Here is a 21,119-nt window from a genome sequence, read left to right on the forward strand (position 1 = left end):
GAGCCAGGATCAAACTCTCCAGTTGATAAACTTGGAGAATGTGATCACTCATCCACTCGTTATTAAACGGGCTGTGATTTCGTGATCTTATTTGCTCAACTCGCTATTTAATTGTCAAAGACCATTTGCATGTCTCTCAAAGAACGTCCCGCCGTCAGGCAGGAAGGGCAAGCTACTGATTTCGCTCATCCCCGTCAACACCTTTTTCAACTTTTCTTCGTCGAGTCGGTGTTGCCCCACCCTCAGGCGGGAAGGGGAACCTAGTGCTTTTCACCCGGCCCCGTCAACACCTTTTTTCAACTTTTTTTCGCTGAGTCCGGTGCGGACCCTGCCGTCAGGCAGGAAGGGCAACTTAGTGATTCGGCTTGCTCCCGTCAACACCTTTTTTCGACTTTTTCAGGCCGACATTCTTGGTGTTAACCATCCTATATTTTTGAGAAAGATCAAGCCGCCCAAGATGTCCTTCCGGTCGCTCCCGTGCGGCGAAGTGGAGTTCTAGGAGAAACCCTCCCGCAGGTCAAGCGGTTTTTTTGCTGACAACGCATTTCTTTGTAACATCTTAAAATTATTTCTTTATTTTTTGACAATTCAGGCTTGGCTCCTCGCAGGATCCAGGGTCCAGGGAGGCCGGGAGCGTATAATGGTCTCGCCTGCCGCTTTCGGGCGTGATATGGATGGCCCCTCAAGACCTCAACATGCACGGAGCATCCTGCCATGCGCATACCCTCGCGACTCGTCATCACCTCCGTCTTCGCGGGGCTCGTTGTTGTCCTCGCCGCCCTGATCATCGTCTCCTCCGCGCTGACCTCGCGGACGGTCCTCAGCCGTCATGCCAGGACCATCATGGAGAACATCGCCTCCTACACCATCGACAAGGCCCAGAGCCACCTCATCCCCGCCCGCCAGGCCGCCCGGCTGACGCGGGGCCTCTCCCGGACAAATATCGTCAGCAGCCGCGACACCGACTCCATGGTGGCCTACTTCTACGAACAGCTCTACCTCTATCCCCAGTTCTCTGGCATCTACTTCGGCAGCAAGGACGGCGAGTTCATCATGGCCTCGCGCTACAACCTGATCGCCCCGGGAGGATACTACACCAAGATCGTCCGCATCGACGGCCTGCGGCGCAGCGTGGAACAGATATACAAGGCCGCCGACGGCTCCATGATCCGCCGCCAGTTCGACCCGACCGACACCTTCGACCCGCGCACCCGGCCCTGGTACACCCGCGCCCACACGGCGAACGCCCTGGCCTGGACCGATCCCTACATCTTCTTCACCTCGCAAAAACCCGGCATCACCACGGCCAACCCGGTCTACGACGGCAACGGCGAGTTTGTGGGCATCATCGGCGTGGACATCGGCATCGAGGAGCTCTCCACCTTCATCTCCAAGCTCAATGTCAGCGAAAACGGCCTTGCCTTCATCATGAGCCGCTCAGGCGACATCATCGCCTACCCGGAGATGGACAAATTGCGCCGAGCCGACGGCGCGGACCGCAGCCGACTGACCCGCATCACCGAGCTGGACGACCCGGTGGGACGCGAGGCGTTTCTGTCCCTTGGGCTCCCGCCCGACAACCTGCACCTGGAGGAGCCGGTCTTCACCTCCTTTGCCCTGAACGGCGAGCGCTACAATGCCATGTTCGCGCCCTTTTCCGATTCCGAGTGGCCCTGGGTCATCGCCATCTACATGCCCGAAGACGACTACCTGGGCGCCATCAAGACAAACAGCACCCAGAACATCCTCATCGCCCTGGTGGCGGTGGTCATCGCCCTGGCCATGGGGCTGTTGGTGGCCAGCAAACTCAGCCGGGCCAGGGAGATGGCCGAGGGGGCTGACGAGGCCAAAAGCCATTTCCTGGCCCGCATGAGCCACGAGATACGCACTCCGATGAACGCCATGCTCGGCGCGGGCGAACTGCTGGCCGAAACCCGGCTCAACGGCGACCAGCGGCGCTACGTGGCCATCTACCAAAGCGCGGGCGAGCATCTGCGTGAGCTGGTCCGCGACGTACTTGACCTTTCACGCTTCGAGTCCGGGAGGTTCCGACTGGAATGTACGCCCTTCAATCTGCGCTCGACCATCGACAAGGCTTGTGCGCTCTTCACTCTGGAAGCGAGAAACAAGGGGCTCGACCTGCACTGTCGTTTTGAGCCGGGCACCCCGGAACATCTCATGGGCGACCCCACGGCGCTGAGACAGGTGCTGGTCAACCTCATGAGCAATGCGGTCAAGTTCACCCGGCAGGGTTCGGTGATCCTCGGGGTTCGGTGCGTCGAAGCCCCGGCGGCCAAGGATGAGGCGGGAAATGAAACCGTGCTCCTCGAATTTTCGGTCAGCGATACGGGCATTGGCATACCGGCCGACAAGCAGGCCCTGGTCTTCGAGCGGTTTTCCCAGGCCGACGGCTCCACATCGCGCAAGTACGGCGGCACCGGCCTTGGGCTGGCCATCTGCCGCACCCTGGTCCGCCACATGGGCGGAGACATTGCCCTGCGCAGCGCCCCTGAGGCGGGCACGGCCATAACCTTTTCCGTGCGCCTGGCCCTGGACCCGTCCGGCGGCATTCGCGAAACGCCGACACCCCCCCGGCCGCCCCGACCGGACAGCGAACCAAGGCGTATTCTGCTGGTGGAGGACGACGAGCGCAACCGGCTCCTCTTCACCCTCTTCCTCAAGGACATCCCCCACAGCCTCGACACCGCCGAAAACGGCGAAGAGGCCCTGCGCAAACACTTTGCGGCCCCCTATGACCTCATCCTCATGGACATCGAGATGGCAGGCATGGACGGCTACCAGACCACCCAGGCCGTCCGCGCCCGCGAGAGGGAGACCGGGCTGCCCGAGGTGCCCATCGTGGCGGTCACGGCCCATGCCCTGACCGAGGCCGAGACCAAGAGCCGAATGCACGGCTGCACGGGATTCCTGGCCAAACCCGTGACCAAGGCCGCCTTGCGCGAAACCGTGGAGCGCCACCTGGGGGAAGGTTTCGGCGAAGCGGCCGACTGATCGACGACCAACCTTTTCCCTCACTTGCCAGGCGGGACGGTCAATAGATCAGCGGCAACACCCAGCCCAGCCAGCCAGCCAGAATCACTGCGGCCACGAGATTGAGCACCAGCCCGAGGCCGAGCATGCCCCACAGCGACGCCCCGCGCATCTCGCCAAAGGCCAGGGCGTTGGTGGGAGAGGCGATGGGCGTCATGAAGGCGCAGGTGGAGGCGACACTGACCCCCAGCATCAGGGGCAGGGGGTCCAGCCCGTGGGCAGAGGCCGCAAAATGGGCAATGGCGAAAAAGGCCGCCACCACCGCGGTGTTGGAGAGCACCTCGGTCAGAAAGATGACGGCAAGAACCATGAGCAGAAAGATCAGCTCCCCAGGCATGTCCCCCACAGCCAGCCGCCCGGCGGCCACCACCAGCCAGCGGTCCCAGCCGAGCCAGCGGACAGCGGCAAAAAGCGCGGTCAGGATCAAGATGAAGAGCAGGCCGCGCCGGGGCACGGCTGTGAGCAGGTCTCGCGGCCGCAGCAGCGGCCCCTGCCCGGCCTCCGAGCCGGGCGCCGGACGCACGAAGAGCAGATAAACGAACAGGACGGTAAAGGCCAGACAGACCCACGGGGCCGCCTCGGCAAACCAGGGCCACACCTCGCGGGCCACGGACTCCAGCACCCAAAATCCCATGTAGAGCCAGAAGAGGATTCCGCCATAGCGCTGGCGGTCGGTGGCCGCACACTCCTCGCCCACGCAGGCAAGACGCACGACCACCCTCCGGGCTCCGGTCGGCAGCCCCAGAACGGCGACCACTCCCCAGGCCGCGGCCACCAGCATGACCACCAGGGGCACGGACCACAGGAACCAGCTAAAGAAGGTGATGCCCTGACGCCCCGGCACGTTGAAGATGTCCAAAGCGCCGAACAGCACCGCGTTGGCGGGGGAGCCGATCATAGACCCCGTGCCGCCGATGGCCGCCCCGTAAATGGCCGAGCACATGAGCACCGTGGACATGCCCCCGGCTCCCTGCCGGGCGAAGCCCTCGTCCAGCCGCTTGAGTACGGGCAGCAGGGCCAGGACGGTGACGGCGTTGGGGATGAACGAGGAAAGGATGGCGGCCACGCCTATTACATACAATAAGATGGCCGGCGCCCGCCCGCCCGAGCGCCGCAGCGCCCAGGTCACGAAGGCGTCTGTCAGCCGCGTGGCTGCCATGAGCTGATAGACCAGATACCCGCCCGCGAAAAGCAGGACGAGCGGAACCCTGCTCCAGGCATATGCCGCGAAATCGCCGGATGCGTCCACGCACTCCTCCGTATGGGTTTCCCAACGTGTCTGGATAAAGAAGCCTTTTCCTTCTCCCTTGTCAACGCGCAACCCGTGATGCCCGCGAAAACCACCACCAAGTCGGAGGGTTATTACTTTTATTGCAGATAGTTAAACAGCAAAAACCCTCGCCCGCCCCCCTGCGCCTTCCCTTGCCCGGCGTAATCCAGTATGGTTTCCCCTGCCCATTCACCCCCATGTTCATCGAGGAATCCAGTGGCCGAATTCGTCCATCTTCACGTCCACAGCGAATACAGCCTGCTCGACGGCGCCATCCGCATCAAGGACCTGCTCTCGCGGGCCAAGGATCTCGGCATGCCTGCCGTGGCCGTCACCGACCACGGCTCCATGTTCGGGGCCGTGACCTTCTACACCGAGGCCCTTGCCATGGGCATCAAGCCCATCATCGGCTGCGAGGTCTATGTTGCTCCGGGCGATGTGGACGACGAACACGCCCACGAGAGCAAGGACAAGAGCGGCGGCTACCATCTCGTGCTGCTGGCCAAAAACCGGACAGGCTACAGAAACCTGATCAAGCTCGTCTCCATCGGCTTCCTCGAAGGGTTCTACTACAAGCCGCGTGTCAGCAAGCACCTGCTCAAGAGATACGCAGACGGCCTCATCGCCCTTTCTGCCTGTCTGGCCGGGGAGGTCCCGCGCACGCTGATGAATGAGGGGCTCAAGGCGGGCGTGGCCATGGCCCGCCAGTATGAGGCGATCTTTCCCGGCAATTTCTACCTCGAACTCCAGGACAACGGCATCGCCGAACAGAACCGGCTCAACGAGCTGCTGATCAAATGCGCCGGGGAAACCGGCCTGCCCCTGGTGGCCACCAACGACTGCCACTACCTGACCGCCGAGGACTATGAGGCCCACGACACCCTGCTCTGCATCCAGACCCAGACCACCGTGGACGCCGAAAAACGCTTCCGCATGGACACCCGCGAGCTGTATTTCAAGACCCCGGAGGAGATGGAGACGGCCTTTGCCCATGTGCCAGAGGCCATTGCCAACACTCAGCGCATCGCCGAACGGTGCAATGTCGAAATCGAACTCGGCAGCTACTACTTCCCTCACTACGAACTCTCCGCGGGCGTGGCAGACATCAACGAGGAGTTCGAGAAACTCTCCCGCGAGGGGTTGCGCAAGCGTCTCGAAACCATCCCCTATCCCGTGGACGAGGCCGTGTACTGGAAACGGCTCGACTATGAGCTGGGCGTCATCATCGAGATGGGGTTCCCGGCCTACTTCCTCATTGTCCAGGACTTCATCAACTGGGCCAAGGACAACCGCATCCCCGTGGGACCGGGCCGGGGCTCGGCCGCAGGCTCCATCGTGGCCTGGGCCTTGCGCATCACCAACATCGACCCCCTGCCATACGACCTGCTATTCGAACGCTTTCTCAATGTCGAGCGCATCTCCATGCCTGACATCGATGTGGATTTCTGCGAGCGCCGCCGCCTGGAGGTGGTCAAGTACTGCGCCGACAAGTACGGCCACGACCGCGTGGCCCAGATCACCACCTTTGGCACCATGAAGACCAAGGCAGTCATCAAGGACGTGGGCCGCGCCCTGGGCATGACCTTTGGCGAGACCGACCGCATCGCCAAACTCATTCCCGAAGACCCGGGCGTCATGGCCAAGCTGCTGGGTGTGGACAAGGCCAAGATCAGCGTCCCCAACGCGGTCAAGGCCGTTGTCGAGCTGGACGACATGGTGGCCACCGACACCAGGGTGGCCAAGCTCATCGACATCTCGACCCGCCTCGAAGGCCTGTGCCGCCACGCCTCCACCCATGCGGCGGGCGTGGTCATCTCGGATCGGCCCATGACCGAGTTTCTGCCGCTCTACAAAGGGAAAAAGGGTGAAATAGTCACCCAATACGACATGAAGAAGGTCGAAAAAGTCGGCCTTATCAAGTTCGACTTCCTTGGCCTGCGCACCATGACCGTCATCGAGGACTGCCTGGACATCATCCGCGAGCAGGGCAAGGCCGCCCCTGATCTCGACACCCTGCCCCTGGACGACCCGGCCACCTACGAGATCTTCGCCCGCGGCGACACTGATGGCATCTTCCAGGTGGAGTCCTCGGGCATGAGAAAATATCTGCGCATGCTCCGGCCCAACTGCTTTGAAGACATCATCGCCATGCTCGCCCTGTACCGGCCCGGCCCCCTGGGCATGGGCATGGTGGACGAGTTCATCAAGCGCAAGCACGGCGAGGTGGCCGTCTCCTATCCGCATCCCTCCCTTGAAGACACCTTAAAGCCCACGTACGGCGTCATGGTCTACCAGGAGCAGGTCATGGCCACGGCCATGATCATCGCCAACTACTCTCTGGGCGAAGGCGATCTGCTGCGCCGGGCCATGGGCAAGAAAATCGCCGAGGAAATGGCCAAGCAACGAGCCCGCTTCCTTGAAGGCGCAAGGGAAAACAAGATCGACAAGGCCGTTGCCGACCATATCTTCGACACCATGGAGAAATTCGCGGCCTACGGATTCAACAAGTCCCACTCCGCAGCCTACGCGCTCATCTCCTACCACACCGCCTATCTCAAGGCCCATTTCCCGGTGGAATTCATGGCCGCGCTCATGAGCACGGAAATGAACAACACCGACAAGATCGTCATGTACATCAACGCCTGCCGCGACATGGAGATCACCGTCAAACAGCCCGACATCAACGCGGGCCAGGCACGCTTCTCGGTGATGGGCGGCGACATTCTCTTCGCCATGGCCGCCATCAAGAACGTGGGCGAGGAAGCCATCAACGAGATCGTGGCCGAGCGCGAATCAGGCGGTCCGTTCCACGACATCTTCGATTTCTGCGAGCGCATCAATCTGCGCCGCGTCACCAAACGGGTTCTCGAATCCCTGATCAAGGCCGGGGCGCTCGACTGCTTCAGCTGCTCGCGGGCCGCCCTGCTCGAGGATCTGGAAAGGGCCGTGGCCTATGGCCAGAAAAAGGCCAAGGAAAAGGATTCGGGCATGATCAGCATGCTCGACATGCTCGGCACCAGCAGCGCACAGACCGCGCACACCCCCGCCTGCTCCGACTGCGAAGAGTTCGACGACCGCGAAAAACTCCAGATGGAAAAGGAGGTGCTCGGCTTCTTTCTCTCCGGCCACCCCCTGCTGGCCTACCGCCACGAACTGGCCCGGCTGCGCACCGCCACCCTGGAAGACTGCAAGGCCATGCCAAACGGAGCCGAGGTGCGCGTGGCCGTCATCATCCCGGACTACAAGCGCTTCGTCACCAGAAAGGGCGATCCCATGGCCTTCTGCTCCGCCGAAGACCTGACCGGCTCGGGCGAGATCACCCTGCTGCCCAACGTCTTTGCCGAGGCCCGCGAGAAACTCGACGCCGACCGCCCCCTGCTCGTCCAGGGCAGGATCGACCTGCGCGAGGAGCCCGGCCACGAGGAGGCCCCTAAGGCCGCCAAGATCCTGGCCGAAAAGGTCATCTTCCTGGCCGACGCGGTCCAGGGCTCGGACCAGCCCGTGTCCCTGTGGATCGGCGAGCGCAACGCCGTGACGCCGCATCTCGACGCCCTCAAGGCCATCCTCAAACGCTACCCCGGCACCACCGCCGTCAACCTTGGCGTCATCACCCGCGACTCGGTGGTCAACATGCGCCTTGGCAACGGCTGGCAGGTCCACCCCGGCCGCGAATTCTGGAAAGATGTCGAAGCCTGGCAAAACGGCGACGCCCTGCGCCAGGGGGAGTGAGGGGGGGGAGATGCCTCCGGCGGCTGGGGGAAGGGGAGGAAAAACCCTTTGGAAAGGGTTCTTTCCTCCCCTTCCCCCAGACCCCCATCCCCTCCTTTTCCCAAACTTTTTGGCGAGCGCTTCGCGCGGGGAAGATAGCGCAAGGCAAAGGAAAGGGTATGGCATGGACTCACTGAATGATCTGAAGGAAAAAATGCGCCGGTTCGTGGTCGAACGGGACTGGCAGCGCCATCAGTCGCCCAAGAATCTGGTCATGGCCCTGACCGGGGAAGTGGGCGAACTGGTGGAACATTTTCAATGGATGGCCGAGGACGAAAGCCGGGAAATCGACGGGGAGAGGAAGCGGGCCGTGGCCCGCGAGATGGCGGACGTGCTCATCTACCTGACCCGCATTGCCGACGAGCTGGGCATCGATCTGGTTGCGGCCGCCCACGAAAAATGCGACGACAACGACCGCAAGTATCCCAAGGACAAATTTCGCGGCGAGTATCGCCGACCGGACCAATACTAAGAAACCATCGAACCAATCATTTTCACAGGCTGTTCAAAAATGTTCAAGTGCAAGGCGCGAAAACAGATCAAGACCGAAGCGTACTTCTGGTACGCGAGGGTTTGATCTGTTTGAAGCAACATAGCAATCGGACGTTTTTCAACAGCCAGCAGGAGCGCTAGCCATGGCCGGAAAATGGCGGCTGACCATCACCCGGGATTTTTCCGCCTCGCACCAGCTGCGCAACTACGGCGGCAAGTGCGAGCGCATGCACGGCCACAACTTCGGCGTCGAGGTGGTGGTCGAGGGCGACAGGCTCGACGAAAAGGTTCACTACCTTATGGACTTCAAAGAGCTCAAGCGGCTGACCGGGGCCGTGCTCGACCGTCTCGACCACAGGCACCTCAACGAGGTCGAGTACTTCACCGAGCTGAACCCCTCATCCGAGAACCTGGCCATGTTCATCTACCGCGAGCTCAAGGGCTCCCTGCCGAGACACGTCCGGCTGGCCGAGGTCTCGGTGTCCGAAAAGGACTCGTCCAAGGCCACCTACTGGGAGGAGTGATGCCCGTCATGCGCGAGACCATGGGCAGAAAACGGCCGTGCGCCTGATTCTCCAGCGGGTCACAGAGGCGTCCGTTCGCGTGGACGGCGCACTGGTGGGCGAGATCGCCACCGGCTTGGCGGCGTTGGTCGGTTTTGGCCGCGAGGACGAATCCCTGCCCGGCTCCCCGGTCTGGAACAAGCTCCTCGACAAGCTCATCGGGCTGCGCGTCTTCCCGGACGATCAGGGCCGTTTCAACCGCTCCCTGGCAGACATCCAGGGCGGGCTGCTCCTGGTCCCCCAGTTCACCCTGTATGCGGACTGCCGCAAGGGGCGCCGCCCTTCCTTCACCGACGCCTGCCCGCCCGGCATCGCCGCCGCCCTCTTCGACCGTCTGGCGGCAGACGCACGAACCTGCGCCCCCGGCCCCGTGGCCTGCGGCGTGTTCGGTGCCGACATGCGCCTTGCCCTGACCAACTGGGGTCCGGTGACCATAACCCTTGACTCGGATATGCTCTGACCCATTGTCATGCGATTCCCCCTTCCCTATATTGGCGCAATGACGGTCAAGACCAAGCTGCTCCTCGCCCTGTCCGTGATCCTGCTGGCCTCCTTTACGGCCACCAGCGTCATCAACTATACGGTCACGCGTGACTCCATCCGCGAGGAACTGATCAACTCCTCCCTGCCGCTCACGGGCAAGAACATCTACTCCGAAATCCATTCGGCCATGATGCGGCCCATTCTCGTCTCCTCGTCCATGGCCAACGACACCTTTCTCAAAAGCTGGGTGACTGACGGAGAGCGGGACCCCCTGGACATTGTCAGATACCTGGAGGAACTGCGCGGCAAGCACGGCTTCCTCACGGCCTTCTTCGTCTCGGCCAGCTCGGACAAGTATTACTACAACCGGGGCATCCTCAAGCGCATCAGCCCGCGAGACTCCCACGATGTCTGGTATTATGCGTTTGTCGGCACGGGCAAGGAATACGATCTGGTCGTGGATACCAATCAGGCCGAAGACAACAGGCTGACCATCTTCATCAACTTCAGGGTGGAGGATGCCCAGGGTCGGCTGCTGGGGGTCACTGGCGTGGGCGTGAGCATGGACAACGCCATCACGCTGCTTGAAGATGCCCGCCAGGCCTATGGCCGCAATGTCTTCCTCACCGACCAGGACGGGCTGGTCCAGGTGCACACCGACCGAACGCGCATCCAGCGCATGTATATCACCGAGACTCCGGGCATTGCCGCCGTGGCCGCGGGTATCCTCGAACCCCATGAGAACGCCCGCTCCTTCGAGTACGATCACGACGGCGACCACATCCTTGTCTCGGCCCGCTACCTGCCCGAGTTCGAGTGGCACCTCATCGTGGAACAGGACGAGGGGGCCGCCCTGGCCTCGGCCCGCAACAACCTCATCCGCACCCTTTCCGTGGGGCTTGGCGCATCCCTGCTCATCATTTCCCTGTGCGTGGTCACGGTCAACCACTTCCAGGCCCGGCTTGAGCGCATGGCCAAGACCGATCCCCTGACCGGCGCCGCCAACCGCCGCGCCCTGACCAAACGGTTCGATCTGGCAAGATACAGGGCGGCACGGCACACCATGCCCTTCTCGGTCATCGTCATCGACCTTGACGAGTTCAAGGCCATCAACGACACCCTGGGCCACATTGAGGGCGACCGCGTCCTCAAGGCCGTGGCCTCGGCCATCGCCCGCACCCTTCGTCCCACGGACCTCCTGGTGCGCTGGGGCGGCGACGAATTCCTCATTCTCATGGACGGAGCCGCCGAAGAGGCCGAAGTTGTGGCCGAGCGCGTCCGCGCCGCCATGCCCGCCGCTCCCTCGGGCAAGCCCATCTCCTTTAGCTGCGGCATCGCCCAGTTCCGGGACGGCGACGACCTCAACTCCCTGACCCAGCGCGCCGACGAGGCCATGTACAAGGCCAAGACCACCGGCAGCCACTGCGACACGGACGATCGGGCCTGACGCTGCCGGCCGCCCCCCCCTGCACCAACGACACAGGCGGCCGCTCCCTCGGAGCGGCCGCCTGTGTTTTCAGCCTTCCGATCCCTAATAGGCCAGTCGGCCAAGCGACTTGAGAATCAGCGTGCAACCCATGGCAAACATGCCGGTCAGGCCCATGCCGCAGGCGAATCCGGCCAGAAGCACTGGCGCGTAATGCCGCCACTGCGCCCCGTACTTCCTGAGAAAATAATAGCGACCCAGGAGCGCACCGATCACCTCCAGGATCATGCCGTGGGGCGTGGACTGCCCAAGCCCCCGCACCACGCCGTAGACCAACAGCACCGGCAGTCCCAGCAGGTTGAGCACCGTGTACAGGACCAACCCGAGCCCAAGCCCGGAGAGCACCACCGGCCCGGACAGCGCCTCAAAGAAGAGGGAATTGCCCTCCAGGGTCGAGGTCTGCATGAGCAGCGTGTTCAGCGCCTGCAAATGCCACAACTCCTGGGCAAAAGGATACTCCGGCGACGGAATGGGCGCCAACTGCCACAAGAACTGCGAAAAGAGCAGAGAGGAAACCATGACGATGGGAAAAACCACCACCTCGGCCTTGATGATGCCCCTCAGGCTTGTGCCTGTCAGCTCGATCTGCCGGAACTGGACCGTGGCCTCGCCGTAGTTGTGGATGGGGATGGGCGCGTACCATATCTCAAGCCCCTGGTAGCCGAAGAACTTGGCCCCGGCGATGAAGGAGAACTCGCGCACCATGGGCAGGGCGATGAACTGCCCGGCCACCCCTTCCATCCGCGCCGTGATGTACGAGATCACAGGCGTGTACACAAACCCGTAAAGCACGAAGAATATCCACGGAAACGACGGCACCAGCCAGACGCAAAAAGCGATGTAGCACAGGGTCGAGAACACGTAGATGCCGATGGACACCCAGAAGTTGATGTCGCCCCGGCCCTGTGGCGGATTGAACAGGGCCGAGAAATCGAGCCCCTTGCCGTCCTTGCGCCGAAAGGAATTGACCACATAATACACGCCCACCGCGCCGATGGCCAAGCCAAGGCCGATGCCGAAGCTCATGTAGAAATCGAAATTGTTGGCGAACACGGTTTCCACCGTGGCCATGCCCGGATGCCAGCGGTGCAGCACGCCGTGGGCATACAGGATCGGGTTGCCCACGATGGTGATTATCAGCCCGAGCAGCCCGCCGATGACCGCCCAGAACGGCAGCACCATGCCGACAAAGACCAGCCCCAGGTCGAACTGCAACCCCGTGGCCACCGCGGGCAGCACCCCCTCTGTGTACCGGGTCAGCTCGATCCACGGGATGGGTATGAGCCGGATGGGCTCGGTGAACAGCAGCCCGGACAAGGCTGGAAGCAGCACGTAGAAAAACCCGAACCCGAGGCCGATGACCCCGCCGATGGAAAAGACCCGCCATTTCCAGCCGGTCTTGCGATCCTCGGTGGACTCGGCCAGGGCCATGGTCCCCAGCGCACCTACCGGAGCCATGGGAAAGGGCAGTTTCTCCACATCCGAGGTGATGCGGTAGAGCGAGTATCCAAGCCCGAAATGGTCGATGCGCTGCACCAGCTGCGACCCGACCAGCAGCAGAACAGGCACCAGCCAGTCCCGGTGCATGAAGGTGCGCTCAAGATACGAGCCAGAACCCAGCGCCGGGGCCACCCACTGCGGGATGAACTCGGTCAGCCCCAGCATCCGCGCCGCGTCCGACTGCACAAGATACTGGTTCCACAACAACCCTTGAAACGGCGAGGCAAGGGCCGCGCCCGCCATATAGTACAACAGGAATATCTCCTGCTGCTTCAGGTGCGTGTATGAACGCTTGGCGATCTCTGCGAACAGGATGATCGTCACCCACCGCGCAGCCGGACCGATGCCCTGCCCGATGACCAGTTGCAGATACATGGAGCCGGGCATCATCAGGAAGCCGATGAACACCGCACCGACCACGGTTTTCCAATCAAAACCCTCCTCGAACTTGTCGGGGGGTTTCATCAGATCGCGATATTCCTTCAGTTCCTTGTCGTCATACATGCAGGATGCCTCCGGCGGCCGGGGAAGGGGAGAGGGAAAGCCTTTGGAAAAGGGCTTTCCCTCTCCCCTTCCCCGGACCCCATCCCCCCTCCCTTCCTAAACTTTTCATTCAGCGCATTCGCGCGTGCAGGGAAAAGCGATTCTCTGTCAATTGCTCAAAAAAGTGCTTCACATCCCATCCCGTCGAAGGCGGCTTCTCTTCACCCATCCCTGCCCCTACAGCGGAAACACCGCATACCCCTGCCCGCTGTACAACCCGATCACCGCATACACCCCGCCCATCAGAAACTCCCCGAGAATCAGCCCGATGAACAGGAACCGCACCCGGTTGAACAGCCTCGTCCCTCCGTAATGCAACACCAGATGATTGCACAGCCAGCCGATGAAGAACGGAAACCAGAGGATGGACATGCCTGCCGAATACGCGGCCAGATACCCCAGCGGATGCAGCGGCCACCAGGGGAACCGATAATAGCAGACAATGAGCACGATCATGGTCAGGGCGCCGAACCCGGCATAGGTGATGGTCCAGGGGTTGGGGCCGACCGGCTGGTCCACCAGCCGCTGGGCGTTTTCGTAATTGGCCAGCACGGTCTGCGTGGCCCAGTCGAGCCCCAGCTCGCGCAACCCGTATTTGTACCCCAGGACAAGCATGGTCACAAAGGCGACGGCCAGGGCCAGCACCAGCGAAAGGCCGATGGCGGCCAGCACGAGATTCCTGCGCCGCGCATCCTGCCGCACCTTGGCCCCGTGAAACAACGTCGGGGCCACCGCCTCGCGCATGTCGAGGAAGAGCACCTTTTGCATCACGGCCGTGGCAGCCATGCCTGCCGAGCCGAAGAAGCCGCTGCCGAAAAAGCCCATCAGGGCGTCCGAGGGCGCGGCGGTCAGGGTGAAATAGGGCAGTCCGCCCTGGCAGACCAGACGGCTGGTCACCAGCACCACGACCACGAACATGACCGGCAGAAGCAGGGCCGCCATGAGCGGCAGACCGAAAAACCAGCACCAGCCGGAGAGGGCGAGCATGCCAATCAGGAGCCCCCACAGGGGCCAGGCCGGGGGATGCCATGCGGTCGGCAGGGTTTCGATGGCGCTGGCCGCGGCCGGGTCGGATTCCTTGCAGGTCCGGCGCAGGGCGCACATGATCGTTTCGCGCAAGTGATGCCGGGCCAGCCAGAGGAGAAAGCCGAAGAAGACAAGATACGAACCAATGGTCTGCGCCCCTTCGGGCCGGGCCAGATCGGGTCCCAGAGTGGTGCCCAGCGCGGCCTCGGGCAGTTGCCAGCCCATGACGTAGAGCAGGCCGAAGAGCAGGCCCGCCAGGATGTGGAAGGCCCACATGGAAAAGGAGATCTGCCGCGTGGTCAGGAAGGCGAAGCCGATGAAGGCCGGAATGATATAGAGCTTGAGCTTGTGGAAGCCCGAGAAAAGGCCGTACTTGGGGAAGTAGGACCCGGCCAGCACCAGGGTGGGTATGGCCGGGACCGAGGGATAGTAGAAATGCAGACCGTTGATCAGGTGCAGGGCCCCGGCAAGGGTCAGGCCCACCAGCAGATAGGTGTTGCCCCACCAGGAGAGGAGTTGTTTCTGATCCAGGGCCTCGCCCATAAGGGCGGGCACGCGCAGCATGGGAAAAAGCACCCGCTCGTTGACCACCCACTGACGGCCGAACAGGGCCATCAGGCAGAGCATGACGAAGAATGCGCCGAGGATGAAAAAGGCCCAGACCGCCAGCACCGGCAGCCAGATACCCCAGGGGATGGCCGCCAGCACGCCGGGCACATCCATGTCGCGTCCGCCGCGCAGGCCGTTGTAGAAGGCGCTGACCGCCTCGGCCGATTGGGGGAACCACGACTGGGGCAGCAGCGGGCCGAGCACCTCTGTCCAGCGGTAGGCGTCTTTGGCGAAGCGCTCGGGCGCGGTGATGTTGACGAAGAAGGTCTCGGTGAGCCCGGCGTAGCCGATGGCGGAAAAAAGCACGGTCATGAGCCAGACGACGAGCAGCTCCACGCCCGAAAACACGGGCGGCCGCCGGGTCAGGCGCGAGGCCAGGGCGTCAAGGACGAACATCCAGGCGACGATGAAGAACGGGGCCATGGGAAAATGGCCACCGCCCAGAGGCACGTTGCGCAACACGGCGTTGTTGTATGGGGTGAAAACGCACAGGGCCAGCCCGATGACAAGGCCGGTCAGCAGCGCCCGGAACCTGAGTCGTCCGTTCATTGCCCGGCCTCCCTGGCGGCAGCCATGATCCTTTTGCCCATGGCCGTGTCGCGCTTGACGCTGTCAAGGTCGGCGGCATAGTGCCCCACGGCCACCTCGTCCAGCGAGCGCCAGGCCAGGAGCTGCTTGCGCAGGTCGTTGATGAAGTTTCGGTTGAGGTTTTCCCACGCCTTGAACTCGCCCGCCTCGCGCTGGATGACGACCTTGACCTGCCGGAATCCGGCATACAGGTCCGATGGGCAGAACACCAGCCGCACCTTCTGGCGCACACCGAAGTCAAAGGGCGCCAGCCAGACCCGAAGACTCATGGAGAAGCACATGTCGTCCGGGATGGTCACGCGGTCCGCGACGCCTGCAAGGAGGCCGGTCCTGGCCTCCTGCTCCTCAAGGTCGAGGAAGTTGCACTGCATGTCGTCGGTGCAGAACGCCCCGTGGGACACGTCGTGGTGAGCCAGGTAGTATTGGCGCAAAAATCCGCCCGCGCTGGACATCTCTCCGAGCTTGATCAAAAAGGGGAGCACCACTGTCAGTTCGTCGCCCACGGCCCTGGGCATGGTCCACGACCTGTTCACGTCCGGGATGGCGATACTGGCCGCCACCCTGGCAGGATACATGGCCGAAACCAGGACCACGGCCATGACCAGAAGCATGGCCGCCACGCCTGCGGTGGAGGAGTAGTTGGCCGTCATGCCCTCCCATAACGGAGTTCCGGCCAGCACGGCCGACGCGCCCTGGGCCAACAGATAACCCACCACCACCGAGATGACGGCAAAGGCCAGGGCCTCGGCGATGAAGAGAAAGGCCACATGCGGCGGGGCCAGCCCCACCGAGGTATAGACCGCGATCTCCGGTTTGCGCTCGTAGACCGAGCCGATCATGGTGTTGAGCACGATGAGCACGGCGATGCCCAGGGGGATCATGATGTTGGCCATGCCCGAATAGCTGACCGCGTCGGCCGCGTAGTAAAGGGATGTGCCCGTGGACGAGCCGCGGAAGAGGAGCATGCCAAAGCGATCGCCCAGGTCGCCTGTGATGGCGGCTTCGCCCGCGTGGGGCTTGACCGCAATGCCCTTGAGCCTGCCCGCGCAGCCGCCCAGGGAAAGCAGCGTCCGGGCCGGGACCAGGATGGTTTCGTAGTCCGGGATGTGCTGGTAGCGGCTTGCGGTGGTGACGATATCCTGACCTTCCTCGATGGCCTCGGCCTCCACCTCGGAGAGCTGGCTTGCCGCCACATTGGGGAAGACGATGGGAGTCATGGGCTCGCCGTCCAGGTCTGGATTCAGACGCAGGCCGTCGTCGCTGAACACTCCCACCAGGGTCATGGGAATGCCCCAGATGGTGACGGTGCTTCGGGCCGGATCTTCCGGGTCCGCGCCGAGCTGTCCGGCCATGCGCTCCGGCAGGATGACCGCAAAGCGTTCATCCTCGCGGAACCAACGCCCCTTGACCAGAATACGGTCAAGACCGCTGACCTCGGGCTCGCGGTGGGAAAGGCCGACCATGCCGCGCCCTGGCGATTCCCTGTCGCCGAGAAAGACCGGAATGAGCGGTGCGCGGGATTTGTCGCTGGTCAGTCCGGTGTCGTACCAGGCGCGGGGGGCCACCACGCCGCTGCCCTCAAAGGCGTTTTCCACGGCCGAGAGAGCTTCGAGGGGCACATCCTGCCAATTGATGTACTTGAGCATCAACCCCTCATAGGTGGCCGTGGCGCTGAAGTTGGCCCACCCTTTCTGGCGCACGGACTTGACCGTGGTGAAGTTCATGATGGTGAAGGTCAGGATGACCAGGGTGGCGAAGGTGAGAAAGGTACGCACCGGCCTGCGTTTGAGGTTGCCCACCCCGAGGACGAAGGCCGCGCCGAAGGCGGCCATGGGGCTGATGCCCGTGAGCTTGATGTGGGAGGAGCGTTTTTGCAGCTCCACCATCTCGCGCTCGAAGCGCATGAAAATGATCAGCGAAACCAGCAGAGACAGGGCCAGGATGAAAAAGGCCAGAATGACCACCAGTGGCGAGTAGGTCAGCTGAAAGGCAGGGTGGACGAAATAGACCACGCCGATGATCAGGATCAGGAAACCGAGGAAGGCGGCGATGCGCTTCTTGATGTCCGCATAGGAGAAGAACAGCCGCTCCATGCAGTAGGCAAACGGCACGAACAGGGCCACATAGAAAAGCACGCCGAGCAGCACGTCCTTCTGGGTCTTGTCCACATCCCCATACACCCGGCTGGCCTTGGCCAGGGAGGCCCGAGACGCCTCCACGAAGCGGTCCCACCGTTTCTGCTCGCGATAGACTTCGGCGCGGCGCAGATCGTCGTCGCCCTGGCGGCGAAGGGTACGGATGCGCTCGTTGACGATGCCCTTGTCCTCCAGGTTGTCGATACGCGGGTCGAGCAGGCTCCACATGTCGCGCGCGGCCCTGAACTCGGTCAAGGGGATGACCGGCCACAGCCGGGCGATGTAGCCCAGCCCCTGCGGATGCTCCGGGTCGGCGTTGAGCAGCAGCACCTTCTTGTCCAGCACACTGTCCGAAAGCGTCAGCTTGATGGGCGTGTCCGGCTCCAGGAACAGGGTGCCCAGGGTGGAGCTGCGGGTATCCAGGCGGCTGTACCAGTAGCTCACGGGCGGGGCCTCGGTGCGCCCGTCGATGAGGGTGGGAATGTAGAGATAGCGGAAGCTCCGCGGGTCCACGAGGTTGAAGAGCGTGGTCTGGGTGCAGGAAAACAGCGTCAGGTCCGTGCCCTGCACGGCCCGGCTCAGTTTAACCCGGTAGGAATCCTTGCCCGTCTTGGGCTTGTCCACGGCCCAGACGGCCAGCCCGGTCTTGTCGTCAAAGCGCAGGGCCTCGATCACGGCCTTGTGATAGCTGACCTTTCTGTCCGCAAAGCCCGGAATGCGGAAACGGCCGGCGGTATCGACCATGCCGTAGTTGAGGGTCTGCCACTGGGAGGCGAGCACCACCATGTCCGTGCCGGGGCGGTCCGGGAATATCTCCCCCTTGCGCAGCAGGTTGGCCCGCCCCTCCAGGGTGACGAAGTGGCTGTTGGCGCGTTCGCCCGCATTGTCTATGGGCTGGTCGGCAAGGGCCCTGACCAGGGTACGCACCAGGGCCGCCTGCTTGCCTGCAAAAGCGAAATTCACTCGCTCGGGACGATCGTAGGGAGTGCCCCAGGCAGGCCGGGCGTCGTGGACCGTGGCCAGGGTCAGGCCGGGAAATCCCGCCAGGGCCATGGGTTCGCCGCCCAGCTCGGGCATGTCGGGCAGATAGCTCTGCCAGGCGCGTCGGCCGGGCCGCAGGGTGTCCTTGAACAGCGCGGCCACGTCCGGCCGATGCGGCGTAACATCCTTGACCGCCCGCTTCATGACCGTGTCCAGCGGACGGAAAAAGGCGGTGCGGTTGACCGAGGGCATCAGGTCGTGGAGCCACCCCTTGTCAAAGCCGCCCACGCCGTCGCCATGGCTGGAGAGGTACAGGGAGACATGGGCCGCGATGCTCCGCTCGCCGATGGCATCGCGCAGGGCGCGGGCCGAGCGGATGTCCTCAAGCTGGCCCGTTGCATCCTTGAGGATGGCGGCCTGATAGGCACGGGCCGGGGCCACGAATTCCGCCAGCACGAGGCGCTCCTCATCCCCCAGGGGGAAACTGGCCACAGTGGAGTGGACCCAGTTGAGCCGCTTGAGCATGATCCGCTGCGCCGCCAGATGCCTGATGCGGTCCTGCCGGGCCGCCTCGGCCATGGCCTCATGGCCTGGGCGCTCCCCCATGGCGTGGTCCCCGCCGCCTCGCGGTCCGGCTTCCATGCCCATGCGCTCCGCCTGGCTTTGCAGACGCAGGCGCATCAGCTCGTTGGTCAGATCGTCCTCGCGGTCGCGCACCACCGCCTTGATGGCCCGCTTGACCAGGGCACGGTCAGCGGCGTCCGCCATGGCCTGAGCATCAAACGGGTCGCCCATGTCCAGAATCTCGATGGTCCTGGCCGCTTCGCGCACCCGGATGTCGAGGTCGTCCCGCCGCTCCTTGAGCCGCGCCCCCTTGGTCACCAGGGCCCAGGTGAATTCGCGCATCCCGGCCTGGGCGCTCCCCTTGCCCGCCGTGGCGACCAGCATGACCGACCGCTTGGGCCGGGTGCCGCTCAATTCTGCGGCCACATCCATGAGAGTGGCGATGGACACGCCCTCATCCGCGCCCGGCCCGTCGCCCGCCGCCAGCGCCGTGGCGTCGTAAAACGCCTCAAGGATCAGGGTCTGACCCGCCAGATCCGGGTCGCTGCCGGGTACGAGGCAGTAGACGTTTTCAGCGCTGACGCCTCTCCAGGCAGCGCGGGAGGCGAGCTGGACCGTGGCAAGACGGCGCGGTCCGCCAGACGCCACATCCTGGCCGAAGAGGGTACGGGCCTGTTCGACGTCCATCCAGAAAAGGGGGAAATCCAGCGGAGTCAGCTCGAACTTGGAGTCGAAAAGGGAGCGGGGCGACGGACCGCCGTCGCTCGCCTCGCCGAGAAAGATCAGGCTCCGCGCCCCGAGCATGGCCGCGTTGCTCCAGTTCTTGCCCGAATCCATGTCCATGAGAACCACGGCCCCTTCCACATCCAGGCCGTTGAAGTCCTTGATCTCCCCCTGGCCCACATAGAGGAGCGGGCCGCGAAGCCCTGGCGGGGCCACGGCACCGGGCGACATGGCGTTGACGCGCAGCTGGCGCAAACCGGCCGAGCGGCCCGTGCCCATGACCCGCAGCTCGGCCCCGCCCGCCGCCACCACCGGGACGCGGAAGGTCTGCCGCCCGGTGAGCGCACCCGGAAAGAGCCGGGAAAACTCCGCCTCCACCATCGCGGCCGCACGGGCCGCGCCGGGCGTACCGGGCGAACGGTCGCCCAGCTCGGCCAGCCGCCTGACAAAGTCTCCGTGAAGGCCGCCAGGCATACCCGAAGCGGCCAGGGCGGCCGGGGCCAGCAGCACGAGGCTGGCAAGGGCGAGCAGCCAGCGCCGGATCATGCCCGCCCCCCCTCCCCGGCGGCTTCGCGCTCCCCGTTCCGAACGCGCTCCTTGCCGCCGATGCCGCCCACGGTGATCTTGAGTTCCTCGCGCCGTTCAATACGGTCCACCACGCCGTCGCGCACCCAGACCACCCTGTCGGACACGTTGAGCATCTTGTAGTCATGGGTGGCGGAGATGATGGTCACTCCGCGCTCCTGGGAGAGCATCCGCAACAAATCGATGATCTCCTCGCCCGTGGTCAGGTCGAGGTTGCCCGTGGGCTCGTCGGCCAGGATGATGGCCGGATCGTTGGCCAGGGATCTTGCCACGGCCACGCGCTGCTGCTGCCCGCCGGAAAGCTCCAGCGGCTTGTGCTGAAAACGCTCGCCAAGCCCCACCAGCCTGAGCAGCTCGATGCCCTTGTCCTGCGCGTCGTCCGCGTTCATGCCGGCAAAGGTCATGGGCAGGGTCACGTTCTCCAGGGCGGACATGACCGGGATCAGGTTGAAGGTCTGAAAGATGTAGCCGATCTTGCGGTTGCGCAACCAGGCCAGCTCGTAGGCGTCGAGCTGGGAGATGTCCACCTCGTCGATGAAGACCTTGCCGTCGCTGGGTTTGTCCAGACCGCCGATCATGTTGAAGAGAGTCGATTTGCCCGAACCTGACGGCCCCATGATGGAAATGTACTCGCCCGCGAATATTTCGAGATCCACGCCCTTGAGAGCCCTGACCTCCACCTTGCCCATGGTGAAGCTCTTGGTCACGCCCACGACCCGGACGATGGTGCGCCTCTCTTCGGTCATTGCGAA

11 protein-coding genes are annotated in these 21,119 nt (G+C 63.4%); 6 read left to right on the plus strand and 5 right to left on the minus strand.

Going from position 1 to position 21,119, the window contains the following annotated elements; all coding sequences use genetic code 11:
- Nucleotides 1-714: 714 nt before the first annotated feature.
- Nucleotides 715-3,012, plus strand: a complete 2,298-nt coding sequence (locus GKC30_RS05525; protein WP_155932902.1) for a hybrid sensor histidine kinase/response regulator — start codon at nt 715-717, stop codon at nt 3,010-3,012.
- A gap of 40 nt (nt 3,013-3,052) precedes the next feature.
- Here GKC30_RS05525 and GKC30_RS05530 read toward each other — a convergent pair whose 3' ends face one another.
- Nucleotides 3,053-4,300: an SLC13 family permease gene (locus tag GKC30_RS05530; RefSeq protein ID WP_367613994.1), complete on the minus strand. Its 1,248-nt coding sequence runs from the start codon at nt 4,298-4,300 to the stop codon at nt 3,053-3,055.
- 237 nt (nt 4,301-4,537) lie between these two features.
- Here GKC30_RS05530 and dnaE point away from each other — a divergent pair, with 237 nt between their 5' ends.
- The 5 genes from dnaE to GKC30_RS05555 all read left to right on the plus strand — a co-directional run bounded on the left by dnaE (nt 4,538) and on the right by GKC30_RS05555 (nt 11,074).
- Nucleotides 4,538-8,050: a DNA polymerase III subunit alpha gene (gene dnaE / locus GKC30_RS05535; protein WP_367613995.1), complete on the plus strand. Its 3,513-nt coding sequence runs from the start codon at nt 4,538-4,540 to the stop codon at nt 8,048-8,050.
- A gap of 163 nt (nt 8,051-8,213) precedes the next feature.
- Nucleotides 8,214-8,561: a nucleotide pyrophosphohydrolase gene (locus GKC30_RS05540; protein WP_155932908.1), complete on the plus strand. Its 348-nt coding sequence runs from the start codon at nt 8,214-8,216 to the stop codon at nt 8,559-8,561.
- Between the two features lie 163 nt (nt 8,562-8,724).
- Nucleotides 8,725-9,105 (plus strand): 6-carboxytetrahydropterin synthase QueD, encoded by a 381-nt coding sequence (gene queD / locus GKC30_RS05545; RefSeq protein WP_155932910.1) that lies wholly within the window; start codon nt 8,725-8,727, stop codon nt 9,103-9,105.
- A 37-nt stretch (nt 9,106-9,142) separates the two neighbouring features.
- Nucleotides 9,143-9,604, plus strand: coding sequence for a D-aminoacyl-tRNA deacylase (dtd, locus tag GKC30_RS05550; protein WP_367613996.1), 462 nt, complete (start codon nt 9,143-9,145; stop codon nt 9,602-9,604).
- Between the two features lie 39 nt (nt 9,605-9,643).
- Nucleotides 9,644-11,074 carry a sensor domain-containing diguanylate cyclase gene (locus GKC30_RS05555; RefSeq protein WP_155932912.1) on the plus strand — a complete coding sequence of 477 codons (1,431 nt, stop codon included), beginning with the start codon at nt 9,644-9,646 and terminating at the stop codon, nt 11,072-11,074.
- Between the two features lie 84 nt (nt 11,075-11,158).
- On the opposite strand, the gene GKC30_RS05560 is transcribed toward GKC30_RS05555, so the two are convergent.
- From GKC30_RS05560 to GKC30_RS05575, 4 genes are all read right to left on the minus strand, one after another.
- Nucleotides 11,159-13,117 carry an OPT family oligopeptide transporter gene (locus GKC30_RS05560; RefSeq protein ID WP_155932914.1) on the minus strand — a complete coding sequence of 653 codons (1,959 nt, stop codon included), beginning with the start codon at nt 13,115-13,117 and terminating at the stop codon, nt 11,159-11,161.
- 216 nt (nt 13,118-13,333) lie between these two features.
- The gene (locus GKC30_RS05565) at nt 13,334-15,340 is read right to left on the minus strand and encodes a DUF6785 family protein (RefSeq protein WP_155932916.1); all 2,007 of its coding nucleotides are present in this window, start codon (nt 15,338-15,340) and stop codon (nt 13,334-13,336) included.
- On the minus strand, nt 15,337-20,328 hold the full coding sequence (locus GKC30_RS05570) for an FtsX-like permease family protein (RefSeq protein WP_155932918.1): 4,992 nt from the start codon (nt 20,326-20,328) through the stop codon (nt 15,337-15,339). The genes GKC30_RS05565 and GKC30_RS05570 overlap by 4 nt, the downstream gene beginning before the upstream one ends.
- The gene (locus GKC30_RS05575) at nt 20,325-21,113 is read right to left on the minus strand and encodes an ABC transporter ATP-binding protein (protein WP_155932920.1); all 789 of its coding nucleotides are present in this window, start codon (nt 21,111-21,113) and stop codon (nt 20,325-20,327) included. The genes GKC30_RS05570 and GKC30_RS05575 overlap by 4 nt, the downstream gene beginning before the upstream one ends.
- Nucleotides 21,114-21,119: the final 6 nt, after the last annotated feature.

Source organism: Pseudodesulfovibrio alkaliphilus (assembly GCF_009729555.1).
Classification (GTDB): Bacteria; Desulfobacterota; Desulfovibrionia; order Desulfovibrionales; family Desulfovibrionaceae; genus Pseudodesulfovibrio; species Pseudodesulfovibrio alkaliphilus.

Excerpts from the sequence above, each read along its gene's own strand:
- GKC30_RS05565 (WP_155932916.1), bottom strand. The coding sequence starts at position 15,340 with ATGAACGGACGACTCAGGTTCCGGGCGCTGCTGACCGGCCTTGTCATC.
- GKC30_RS05540 (WP_155932908.1), top strand. The coding sequence starts at position 8,214 with ATGGACTCACTGAATGATCTGAAGGAAAAAATGCGCCGGTTCGTGGTC.
- GKC30_RS05525 (WP_155932902.1), top strand. The coding sequence starts at position 715 with ATGCGCATACCCTCGCGACTCGTCATCACCTCCGTCTTCGCGGGGCTC.
- GKC30_RS05555 (WP_155932912.1), top strand. The coding sequence starts at position 9,644 with ATGACGGTCAAGACCAAGCTGCTCCTCGCCCTGTCCGTGATCCTGCTG.
- GKC30_RS05560 (WP_155932914.1), bottom strand. The coding sequence starts at position 13,117 with ATGTATGACGACAAGGAACTGAAGGAATATCGCGATCTGATGAAACCC.
- queD (WP_155932910.1), top strand. The coding sequence starts at position 8,725 with ATGGCCGGAAAATGGCGGCTGACCATCACCCGGGATTTTTCCGCCTCG.
- GKC30_RS05570 (WP_155932918.1), bottom strand. The coding sequence starts at position 20,328 with ATGATCCGGCGCTGGCTGCTCGCCCTTGCCAGCCTCGTGCTGCTGGCC.
- GKC30_RS05575 (WP_155932920.1), bottom strand. The coding sequence starts at position 21,113 with ATGACCGAAGAGAGGCGCACCATCGTCCGGGTCGTGGGCGTGACCAAG.